Annotated in this window: 10 protein-coding genes; 1 reads left to right on the top strand and 9 read right to left on the bottom strand. The window is 73.8% G+C overall.

The genetic code is table 11. From position 1 onward, the window contains the following. Positions 1–73: 73 nt before the first annotated feature. Complete coding sequence (gene fmt / locus AB0E67_RS19175) at positions 74–1,006, bottom strand: methionyl-tRNA formyltransferase (protein ID WP_351525543.1); 933 nt, start codon at positions 1,004–1,006, stop codon at positions 74–76. A gap of 281 nt (positions 1,007–1,287) precedes the next feature. On the opposite strand from fmt, the gene AB0E67_RS19180 reads away from it, so the two are divergent. Continuing rightward, positions 1,288–1,836, top strand: a complete 549-nt coding sequence (locus AB0E67_RS19180; RefSeq protein ID WP_362028007.1) for a hypothetical protein — start codon at positions 1,288–1,290, stop codon at positions 1,834–1,836. A gap of 181 nt (positions 1,837–2,017) precedes the next feature. Here AB0E67_RS19180 and AB0E67_RS19185 read toward each other — a convergent pair whose 3' ends face one another. The 8 genes from AB0E67_RS19185 to AB0E67_RS19220 all read right to left on the bottom strand — a co-directional run bounded on the left by AB0E67_RS19185 (position 2,018) and on the right by AB0E67_RS19220 (position 10,692). Then, positions 2,018–4,162, bottom strand: a complete 2,145-nt coding sequence (locus AB0E67_RS19185) for a primosomal protein N' (RefSeq protein ID WP_362028010.1) — start codon at positions 4,160–4,162, stop codon at positions 2,018–2,020. 147 nt (positions 4,163–4,309) lie between these two features. Continuing rightward, positions 4,310–5,533: a methionine adenosyltransferase gene (metK, locus tag AB0E67_RS19190; RefSeq protein WP_362028012.1), complete on the bottom strand. Its 1,224-nt coding sequence runs from the start codon at positions 5,531–5,533 to the stop codon at positions 4,310–4,312. A gap of 243 nt (positions 5,534–5,776) precedes the next feature. Then, on the bottom strand, positions 5,777–6,979 hold the full coding sequence (gene coaBC / locus AB0E67_RS19195; protein ID WP_362028015.1) for a bifunctional phosphopantothenoylcysteine decarboxylase/phosphopantothenate--cysteine ligase CoaBC: 1,203 nt from the start codon (positions 6,977–6,979) through the stop codon (positions 5,777–5,779). A gap of 133 nt (positions 6,980–7,112) precedes the next feature. Next, positions 7,113–7,385 (bottom strand): DNA-directed RNA polymerase subunit omega, encoded by a 273-nt coding sequence (gene rpoZ / locus AB0E67_RS19200; protein ID WP_030610454.1) that lies wholly within the window; start codon positions 7,383–7,385, stop codon positions 7,113–7,115. A 126-nt stretch (positions 7,386–7,511) separates the two neighbouring features. Next, the gene (gene gmk, locus AB0E67_RS19205; protein ID WP_362028018.1) at positions 7,512–8,138 is read right to left on the bottom strand and encodes a guanylate kinase; all 627 of its coding nucleotides are present in this window, start codon (positions 8,136–8,138) and stop codon (positions 7,512–7,514) included. 38 nt (positions 8,139–8,176) lie between these two features. Continuing rightward, positions 8,177–8,500: an integration host factor gene (locus AB0E67_RS19210; RefSeq protein ID WP_014157387.1), complete on the bottom strand. Its 324-nt coding sequence runs from the start codon at positions 8,498–8,500 to the stop codon at positions 8,177–8,179. Between the two features lie 243 nt (positions 8,501–8,743). Beyond that, positions 8,744–9,586, bottom strand: coding sequence for an orotidine-5'-phosphate decarboxylase (gene pyrF, locus AB0E67_RS19215; protein WP_362028022.1), 843 nt, complete (start codon positions 9,584–9,586; stop codon positions 8,744–8,746). After that, entirely contained in the window at positions 9,583–10,692 is a 1,110-nt protein-coding gene (locus tag AB0E67_RS19220) for a quinone-dependent dihydroorotate dehydrogenase (RefSeq protein ID WP_362028025.1), read from the bottom strand. Before AB0E67_RS19220 ends, pyrF begins: the two co-directional genes overlap by 4 nt. Between the last annotated feature and the right edge of the window lie 13 nt (positions 10,693–10,705).

Below are 10,705 nucleotides of genomic sequence, written 5' to 3' on the forward strand. Positions count from 1 at the left end.
GGGGACGAACCCCCCAAGCCTACGTCGCCGTGCCCGGCCCCCGGGGCCCTCGGGGGCGTCGCCCGACGGGCTCTCAGGCCCCCAGCAGCTCGCCGTGGACGATCCGCACCCCGCGGGCCCAGTCCGCGGCCCGCATCGGCTTCTTGCCCTGCGGCTGGACCCAGAGCAGTTCGACGGCGTGCGACCCGGTGCCGACGTACACGTTGTTCTTCGCCGCCGACAGCTCGCCGGGCGCGAGGTCCGCGCGGTCCGTCACCGGGGTCACCTGGACCAGCTTCAGGCGTTCGCCGCGGAACACCGTCCACGCGCCGGGAGCGGGGGTGCAGCCGCGCACCACCCGGTCGACCCGCAGGGCGGGCTCGGACCACCGCACCCGGGCGTCCTCGGCGGTGATCTTCGGGGCGAGGGTCACGCCGTCGGCGGGCTGGGGCACCGCGTGCAGCGTGCCGTCCTCGATGCCGTCCATGGTCGCGACGAGCAGCCCCGCCCCGGCGAACGCCAGGCGGGTGAGCAGGTCGCCGCTGGTGTCGGTGGGGCGCACCTCCTCGGTGAGGACGCCGTACACCGGACCGGAGTCCAGCCCCTCCTCGATCAGGAAGGTCGACGCCCCGGTCACCTCGTCCCCGGCCATGACCGCGTGCTGGACGGGGGCCGCGCCGCGCCAGGCGGGCAGCAGCGAGAAATGGAGGTTGACCCAGCCGTGGGCGGGCACGTCGAGCGCGGTCCTGGGCAGCAGCGCCCCGTAGGCGACGACCGGGCAGCAGTCCGGAGCGATCTCCCGCAGCCGCGCCAGGAAGTCCTCGTCGCGCGGCCGGGCGGGCTTGAGCACCTCGATCCCGGCCTCCTCGGCACGCTCCGCGACAGGGCTGGCGACCAGCCGGCGGCCCCGCCCGGCCGGTGCGTCGGGCCGGGTGACGACGGCCGCCACCTCGTGCCGGTCGGAGGCGATCAGGGCGTCCAGGGCGGGTACGGCAACCTCGGGGGTGCCTGCGAAGACGAGCTTCATGGGTGGCTGACTGCCTCTCGGGCCGGAACGTACGGTGAACTGCGACGCGGGGGGCCGACCGGCACGGTGGAGTGACGCCGCTCCGGTCCGCCGGTCGGCCCTCAAGTCTATGGGCCGGGTGCTCGGGGGGCGTACGCGTCACCGCGCGCCCCTCGGGGATGCGCTCGCGCCCCCGCACGTGACCAGATCACCGACTGTCGCGTTGGTCAAGAGAGATTGACCGAAGCGGGCCGCCACGGTGCGGCCCGATCCCTTTCAACGCCGGTTCGAGAGGCTTCTTCATGGCCGACCACGCAACCCACGACGCCCAAGCGCGGGCCAGCCTGCATCTGTTGGTGCGGGACATCGAGCGGGTCCGGCGGCAGGTGGACGCGCTGCGCACGCTCACCGCCCAACTGGGCAACGTCTACCGACCGCGCCGCTCCGGCCCGTCCACGGGCTTCGTCGTCTACGGCAGGGCCCCGGCCCCCACCGTCAGGCTCGCCCAGGAACTGCGCGACAGCGTAGAGACCCTGGTCACCGCGGCGGTGGACTTCGACCGCTCGCTGGGTTTCTCCTGGGACGCGGTGGGCTCCGCGCTCGGGGTCACCAAGCAGGCGGTCCACCGCCGCTACGGCGCACGCCGCAACGCCCGGCAGGCCGGAGCGGCCGAGCCGGCCGGGGAGGGCGCCGTGCCGCGCCCGATGCCCATGGCGCCCGGCTCCGGCGGCACCCCGCCCCTGCCGGCCGTGCCCGCCGCGCGCTCCATGCCCCCGCAGCACCCGGCGGACCGTCCGGCACTGCGCGAGGACCTGCGCCCCGGGGTCTTCCCCGGCCCGCGCAACGGCTGACCACCCCGTCCACTGCCCCGCCGCGCCCGACGCACGGCGGGGCAGCCGCGTGCCCGCGCTCCGGGCCCCGTCGTCCGTGGCGGTCGTCGGCGCGGCGGACGGGCCGGCGCGTGTGCCCGGCGCCCGACCACCACGCCCCGGGTGCGCGGGCGACGGACGCGCCCGTTCCGGCCCCGGGCCGTCAGCCGATGTCCGGCGGGTCCACCCGGATCCGGACCTGGTCGCCGCCGCCCCGGGCGAGCCGCGCAGCCTGGGCCGCCTTCAGCGCGGACGCCAGGGCCGTGCCGCCCCCCGGCGGAACCCTCACCAGCGCCCGCTCCCAGGACTCCCCCGGCGGTGCGTCCCTGGGCCTGCGCGGCCTGCCCGGTTCGGTGCGCGGGAGCGGGACCGGGCCGAGCACCTCGGCCTCCGGCGGGAGCTCGGCGACGGCGAAGAAGGCGGCGAGCGCGTCCGGCGAACCGGTCACCGACGCCATCCGCGACACCGGCGGAAAGCCCAGCTCCGCCCGTTCCGCCAGCTCGCGGCGGGCGTGCCCGACCGGGTCCCACCGCACCAGCGCCTGCACGGGCCGCAGGGTCGGCTCCGCGACGACCACCACCGTGCCGCCCTCCGCCCGGCCCCGTACCAGCGAGGCGGCGGCCGTCCAGCGCCGCAGCGCCTCCTCACCGGCCCGCAGATCGGGTCGTCCCACCAGCGCCCACCCGTCCAGCAGCAGCGCCGCCGCGTAGCCGCCCTCGGCCACGGGTTCGGCGCCGGGGGTGCTGACGACCAGCGCGGGCGCGTCCGGCACCGACTCCAGGACGTGGTCACGGCCCGAGGTGCGGACCGGTACGGCGGGGAACGCCCGGCCGAGCTCCTCGGCGGTCCGGCGCGCGCCGACGACCTGGGCCCGCAGCCGGACGGAGCCGCAGGCGGCGCAGTGCCAGTCGGTCTCGGCTCGTCCGCACCAGGCGCATTCGAGATCCCGCTGGTCCGGTGCCTGGAGCGGTCCCGCGCAGTGCCGGCACCGGGCCGGTTCGCGGCAGCGCTCGCAGGCCAGCCGGGGCACGTACCCCCGGCGCGGCACCTGGACCAGCACGGGGCCCGCGCGCAGCCCGTCACGGACGGTCCGCCAGGCCAGGCTGGGGAGCCGGGCCGCCCGGGCGGCTTCGTCCCTCGCCAGTTCCCCGTCGCCCACGGTGCGCACCAGGGGCGCCGCGGTCCGCAGCTGCTCCCGGTCCGCGGCCAGCGGCAGCGCCCAGCCGCTCTCCACGAGCTGCGCGGCCTCCACCGTGCAGCTCGTGGCGCCGAGCAGGAACGCGCACCGCGCGTGCGCCGCCCTGAGTTCGAGCACCTCGCGCACGTGCGGGAAGGGGGCGTTGTCGTCGCTGTGGCTGGAGTCCCCGTCGTCCCAGACGGCCACCAGGCCCAGGTTCACGACCGGCGCGAACATCGCGGCGCGCGTCCCCACCACCGCCCGCACCGAGCCGCGCCGCACGGCCAGCCACTCCCGGTAGCGCTTTTCCGGCCCGGAGTCGGCGGTCAGCAGGGCGTGGCGCCCCTCGCCGAGCAGCTCGGTGAGGGCCGCGTCCACCCGGCCCGCGGCCCGGCCGTCCGGTACGACGACGAGGGCGCCCCGGCCGGAGGCGAGCGTCGCGGCCACGGCCCCGGCGATCTCGCGGGGCCAGTGCGGTCCGGGCAGCGCCGTCCACACGGCCCGGGGCGCGCCGCCGTCGGCCAGGGCCCGCAGGAACGCGGGCCCCTGCGGGTACCGCTCCCAGCTGCCCGGACGCGGCGGGGGCGGCGGAGGCAGGGGCGCGGGCGAGGGCCTGGACTCGGCCCTGCCGTTGCGGGGCGGCACGGCCAGTTGCAGCACGTCGGCGAGGCTGCCCGCGTACCGGTCGGCGACGGCGCGCGCGAGCGCGAGCAGTTCCGGGCTCAGCACCGGCTCGGGCGACACGACGTAGGCGAGCGCGGCGAGGGCCCCCGGGTAGTCGGATTCGGCGAGCCGCTCGACGAGGAAGCCGTCGATCAGTCCCCCGCCCTCGCGCCGTCCGCCGCGGACGTGGCGGGAACCGGCGCCGAACCGCACGCGCACCCGCACCCCGGGCCGGGCGTCGGCGTCGAGCTCCTCGGGCACGGCGTAGTCGAAGTACTGGTCGAGATGGAGCGCGCCCTTGTTGACCAGGACCCGGGCGACGGGCAGCTCCTCGGCGAGCGCGGCACCGCGCCAGGTCCGCGGCTTGGCCCGCGGCACCTTCGCCCTGCGCACCGTCTCCCGGATCAGCGCGAGCTGCTCCCCGGCCCCGGGCCCGGGGTCGCCGGATCGCTTGTCGTCGCTGCTCACAGCCACATTCCTACCAGACCCCGCGGACAGCGCCTCCCGAGTCGGAGCCCGCCCCGGGGCAGAGCGCCGGGAGCACGCGCCGGGGCCCGGACACCTGGTGCGGTGTCCGGGCCCCGGCGTACGGCTGAGGGCAGTTCCCCCGGGTCGTTACAGACCGGCCGCCACGCGCAGCGCCTCCACGCGGTCCGTGCGCTCCCAGGTGAAGTCGGGGAGCTCGCGGCCGAAGTGGCCGTAGGCCGCGGTCTGCGCGTAGATCGGGCGCAGCAGGTTGAGGTCGCGGATGATCGCGGCCGGGCGGAGGTCGAAGACCTCGCCGATGGCGTGCTCGATCTTCTCGGTCTCGATCGTGGCGGTGCCGAAGGTCTCGACGAAGAGGCCGACCGGCTCGGCCTTGCCGATCGCGTACGCGACCTGCACCTCGCAGCGGGCGGCGAGACCCGCGGCGACGACGTTCTTGGCGACCCAGCGCATGGCGTAGGCGGCCGAGCGGTCGACCTTGGACGGGTCCTTGCCGGAGAAGGCTCCGCCGCCGTGGCGGGCCATGCCGCCGTACGTGTCGATGATGATCTTGCGGCCGGTCAGACCGGCGTCGCCCATCGGGCCGCCGATCTCGAAGCGGCCGGTCGGGTTGACCAGCAGCCGGTAGCCGTCGGTGTCCAGCTTGATGCCGTCCTCGACGAGCTGCGCCAGCACGTGCTCGACGACGAACTCGCGGATGTCGGGGGCGAGCAGCGAGTCGAGATCGATGTCGCTGGCGTGCTGCGAGGAGACGACGACCGTGTCAAGGCGGACCGCCTTGTCGCCGTCGTACTCGATGGTGACCTGGGTCTTGCCGTCGGGGCGCAGGTAGGGGATGGTCCCGTTCTTACGGACCTCGGAGAGCCTGCGCGAGAGCCGGTGCGCGAGGTAGATCGGGAGCGGCATGAGCTCGGGCGTCTCGTCGCACGCGTAGCCGAACATCAGCCCCTGGTCGCCGGCACCCTGCTTGTCGAGGTCGTCGCCCTCGCCGCCCGCGGCGGAGCCCTCGACCCGTGCCTCGTAGGCCGTGTCGACGCCCTGCGCGATGTCGGGCGACTGGGCGCCGATGGAGACCGAGACACCGCAGGAGGCGCCGTCGAAGCCCTTCTTGGAGGAGTCGTAGCCGATCTCCAGGACCTTGTTGCGCACGAGGGTCGGGATGTCGGCGTAGGCCTTGGTCGTGACCTCACCCGCAACATGCACCAGACCGGTGGTGATCAGGGTCTCGACGGCGACGCGCGAGGTGGGGTCCTCACGGAGCAGTGCGTCGAGGATCGTGTCGCTGATCTGGTCAGCGATCTTGTCGGGGTGGCCCTCGGTGACGGACTCCGAGGTGAAGAGACGGCGGGACACATCGCTCCCTGGGGTTGCAGCGGCTGCTGGCTGATCATTTGGCGGACCGTCCGGGAGCTGCGCCCGGCACGATCCGCGGACAGTTTATCGGTCACTTTCGTCCGGCGGACAGCGTGTCTCGCTCCTTGGGAGTCCCGCGGCCGCCGAAAGGGCTCGTCAGGGCATGGAATCAGCCTCGCCGACATGCCCTCCGTGCCCGGTTTTCCGGGGGTTTCGCGGAGTGCCGGACATGGAACGAGATCTTCATCCCAACCGCGGCGACACGAGGTCCCAGACCGTGTCGGCGAGGGCCTCCTTGGGGCCGTGGGGCACCGGTGTCTCGGTGCCGTCGGCGCCGAGCACCACCGCCTCGTTGTCCTCGGACCCGAAGGTCCTGCGCTCGCCGACCTCATTGACGACGAGGAGATCGCAGCCCTTGCGGCGGAGCTTCTCGCGGCCGTTGGCGAGGACGTCGTCGGTCTCGGCGGCGAAACCGACGACGATCTGGTCCGGCCGGGCGCGTCCGGCGGAGACCTCGGCGAGGATGTCCGGATTACGAACGAGCGCGACGGGCTCCGGCTCCTGCCCGTCCTTCTTCTTGATCTTGCCCGGCGCGTAGGCGGCGGGGCGGAAGTCGGCGACCGCGGCGGCCATCACGACCACGTCGGCGTCCGCGGCGGCCCTCAGCACGGCCTCGCGCAGCTGGACGGCGGTGCCGACGCTCACGACGTCGGCGCCCGCCGGGTCGGGCAGGCCGGTGTTGGCCTCGATCAGGGTGACCCGGGCGCCTCGGGCGACCGCGGTGCGCGCCAGTGCGTAGCCCTGCTTGCCGGAGGAACGGTTGCCGAGGTAGCGCACCGGGTCGAGCGGCTCGCGCGTGCCTCCCGCGCTGATCACGACGTGCCGGCCCACCAGGTCCGGTTCGGCCGCGCCGCGGGTCAGCACCCGGCGGCAGACCTCGAAGATCTCCCCGGGGTCGGGCAGCCGGCCCTTGCCGGTGTCGACGCCGGTGAGCCGGCCGACGGCGGGCTCGATGACGACGGCGCCGCGGCGGCGCAGCGTGGCGACGTTCTCGCGGGTGGCGGGGTGCTCCCACATCTCGGTGTGCATGGCGGGTGCGAAGACGACCGGACAGCGGGCCGTGAGGAGCGTATTGGTGAGCAGGTCGTCGGCGAGGCCGTGAGCGGCCCGGGCGAGCGTGTCCGCGGTCGCGGGGGCGACGACGACGAGGTCCGCGCCCTGCCCGATCCGGACGTGCGGGACCTCGTGGACGTCGTTCCAGACCTCCGTGGCGACCGGGTGGCCCGAGAGCGCCGACCAGGTGGCCGCGCCCACGAAGTGCAGTGCCGACTCGGTCGGGACGACCCGTACGTCGTGACCGGACTCGGTCAACCGGCGCAGGAGCTCGCACGCCTTGTACGCGGCGATGCCCCCGCTGACCCCAAGAACGACCTTCGGCTTGTCCACTGCGTCTCCCCGCACTCGTATTCGGACTCCCCCATGCTGCCGCACCGCGTCGGGTGCGGCGCCGTCGCCCCCGGGCGCACCACAGGCCCGGCGGTCGCGGCCGCCGGGCCTGTGGTGGAGGTGCGATTCCTGCCTACTGCGCGGGGCCCTCGACGGCCTCGGAGGTGAGCAGGCCCGCGTTGATCTCGCGGAGCGCGATCGAGAGCGGCTTCTCGTGCACGTGGGTGTCGACGAGCGGACCGACGTACTCCAGGAGGCCCTCGCCGAGCTGCGAGTAGTACGCGTTGATCTGGCGCGCGCGCTTGGCGGCGTAGATCACGAGGCTGTACTTCGAGTCGGTGGCCTCGAGGAGTTCATCAATCGGCGGGTTGATGATGCCCTCGGGCGTGGTGATGGAAGAGGACACTCTCTGCCTTCCGAAGGGGGTGAGGATCAAAGAAACCTTTGACGGCGTGAGGCTCCGCACTGGTGACGGTACCGACGTGTCCGTCTGTCACACATGCCGCGTGTACACCGCACGTGCCCGGGTGGGTCAGTCGGTACCGTCCGTACCGTCGCTGCGGCCGGAAGCCTCCAACATCAAGGCTAGCAGCTCGCGTGCCACGTCCTGGACGGAGGTGTTGACCAGCGTCGTATCGAACTCGGACTCGGCGGCCAGCTCGACCTTGGCGGCGGCGAGCCGACGCTCGATCACCTCGACCGACTCGGTCCCGCGGCCGGTGAGCCGGCGGACCAGCTCCTCCCAGCTCGGCGGGGCCAGGAAGACGAGCCGGGCGTCCGGCATGGACTGCCGGACCAGCCGGGCACCCTGGAGGTCGATCTCCAGCAGCACCGGCTCACCGGCCTCCAGGCGTTCGAGCACGGCCCGGCGCGGCGTGCCGTAGCGGTTGCCTGCGAACTCGGCCCACTCCAGCAGCTCGCCGTTGGCGATCAGCTTGTCGAACTCGTCGTTGTCCACGAAGAAGTAGTGGACGCCGTCCTGCTCGCCGGGGCGCGGCTTGCGGGTCGTCGCCGACACCGAGAGCCACACCTCGGGGTGGGCCTTGCGCATATGGGCGACGACCGTGCTCTTGCCGACCCCGGAGGGGCCGGAGAGCACGGTCAGCCGCGGACGTACGTCCGGGGGTACGGGGGACGTCCCCCGGGATGTTGCAGCCATGGAGCGATTATCCAGGTTCTCGGGGGTGCCCGAGAACGTCAGGCGGCGCTGCCGCCGAACTCTCGCTCCAGGGATGCGATCTGGTTGGAGCCGAGACCCCGGACCCGGCGGCTCTCGGAGATGCCGAGCCGCTCCATGATCTGCTTGGCGCGGACCTTGCCCACGCCGGGCAGGGACTCCAGGAGGGCGGAGACCTTCATCTTCCCGATGACGTCGTTCTCCTGGCCCTGCTTGATGACCTCGTGGAGGGAGGCGCCGGAGTGCTTGAGTCGATTCTTGACCTCGGCCCGCTCCCGGCGAGCCGCGGCGGCCTTTTCGAGCGCGGCTGCGCGCTGTTCAGGGGTAAGGGGCGGAAGAGCCACGCCTACGTCACCTCGGATGTCGATCTGTCGGATACGGACCGGTGAGAAGCTGTGCGCCCCACACCAGGCGAGCGACGCGCCACTCGTGCACGTCGGCTCTCGACGGAGACTAGCGGCCCGGGCGGCCCGAGTCAGCGAGAACCAACGAAAAGTCCTGGTCAGCCTCCGCCGACCAGGACATTTCGGGCATAATATCCGAGTTTTTCGTTCAGAATTCACTCAACGCAGTGACATCGGGCACGGTCATGCGCCCGCGACGGCCGTCCGGACCTCGTCCGTCAGCCGTTCGGCGGCGTCGCGCAGCCCCGCCGCGTGCGGCCCCCGGCTCAGCACGCCGCGGCTCACACTGGGCAGTACGTTGCCCACCGCGTCCCCGAAGACGCCGGGGAGGTCCGCGGGGGTCGCCCCCTGGGCCCCGATGCCCGGGGCGAGCAGCGGACCGTTGACGGCGAGGTCCACGCCCGCGTCGCCGAGCGTGGCGCCGACCACCGCGCCGACGGAGCCGAGCGGCCGGGCCCCCTCGTTCTCGGCGGCCAGGTGGTCGAGCATCACCTGGGCCAGCGAGCGGCCGTCGGCGGCGGTGGCGCGCTGCACCTCGGCCCCCTCGGGGTTGGAGGTGAGGGCGAGCACGAAGACGCCCGAGCCGGAGAGGACCGCCGCGTCGAGCGCCGGACGCAGCGAGCCGAAGCCCAGGTACGGCGAGACGGTGACGGCGTCCGAGAACAGCGGGGAGCCGGGGTCCAGGTAGGTCGCCGCGTAGGCGCCCATGGTCGAGCCGATGTCGCCGCGCTTGGCGTCCATCAGGACCAGCGCGCCGGCCGCGCGTGCCTCCTCGACGGCCTTCTCCAGGACCGCGATGCCGCGCGAGCCGAAGCGCTCGAAGAACGCCGACTGCGGCTTGAGGACCGCCACGCGGTCGGCCAGCGCCTCGACGACGGTACGCGTGAACCGCTCCAGGCCGGCGACGTCGTCGCCCAGGCCCCAGGCGGTGAGCAGCGAGGCGTGCGGGTCGATGCCGACGCAGAGCGGCCCGCGGGTGTCCATGGCGTGGCGCAGACGCGCGCCGAACGGTTCCGGGGTGGTCATGCGGTTGCCTTCCTGGTCTCCGCGCCGACGGCCTCGGCGAGGGTGGCGTACGGGGAGGCGGCCAGGCGCGCGGCCAGGCCCTTGTGGATCGCCCGGGCGTAGAACGGGCCCTCGTAGATGAAGGCGCTGTACCCCTGGACGAGCGTGGCGCCCGCGAGGATGCGCTGCCAGGCGTCCTCGGCGTTCTCGACGCCCCCGACGCCGACCAGGGTGATCCGGTCCCCGACCCGCGCGTACAGGCGGCTCAGGACCTCCAGGGAGCGCGCCTTGAGGGGCGCGCCGGACAGTCCGCCGGTCTCGCCGGTGAGGGCGCGTGGGGACTTCAGACCGAGACCGTCCCGGGCGGTGGTGGTGTTGGTGGCGATGATGCCGTCGAGACCCAGCTCGACCGCGAGGTCGGCGACCGCGTCGACGTCCTCGTCCGCGAGGTCCGGGGCGATCTTGACCAGCAGCGGGACGCGCCGTCCGGCGACGGTGCGGTCGGCCGCCTCGCGCACGGCGGCGAGCAGGGGGCGCAGCGCCTCGGCGGCCTGGAGGTTGCGCAGGCCGGGGGTGTTGGGCGAGGAGACGTTGACGACGAGGTAGTCGGCGTGGGCGGCGAGCCGTTCGGTGGACTTCACGTAGTCGCCGACCGCCTCGGCCTCCGGCACGACCTTCGTCTTGCCGATGTTGACCCCGACCGTGGTCCGGAAGACCGGGGTGCGGTCCGCGAGCCGTCGGGCCACCACCGCGGAGCCCTCGTTGTTGAAGCCCATGCGGTTGATCAGCGCGCGGTCCGCGACGAGGCGGAAGAGGCGCTTCTTGGGGTTGCCGGGCTGCGGTTCGCCGGTGACCGTTCCGATCTCGACGTGGTCGAAGCCGAGCATCGCCATGCCGTCGATCCCGACGGCGTTCTTGTCGAAGCCTGCGGCGAGGCCGAACGGGCCGTGCATCCGCAGGCCGAACGCCTCCGTGCGCAGCTCCTTGTACCGGGGAGCGAGCACGGCGGCGACGAAGGTGCGCAGCACGGGGACGCGGGCCGCGAGGCGGATCCAGCCGAAGGCCAGGTGGTGCGCCCGCTCCGTGTCCATCCGTTTGAAGAACAGCTGGAAGAAGAGTTTGTACATCGGGGGTGTCCTC

Origin of the sequence: Streptomyces sp. NPDC032161 (assembly GCF_040636995.1) — a bacterium.
GTDB lineage: Bacteria > Actinomycetota > Actinomycetes > Streptomycetales > Streptomycetaceae > Streptomyces.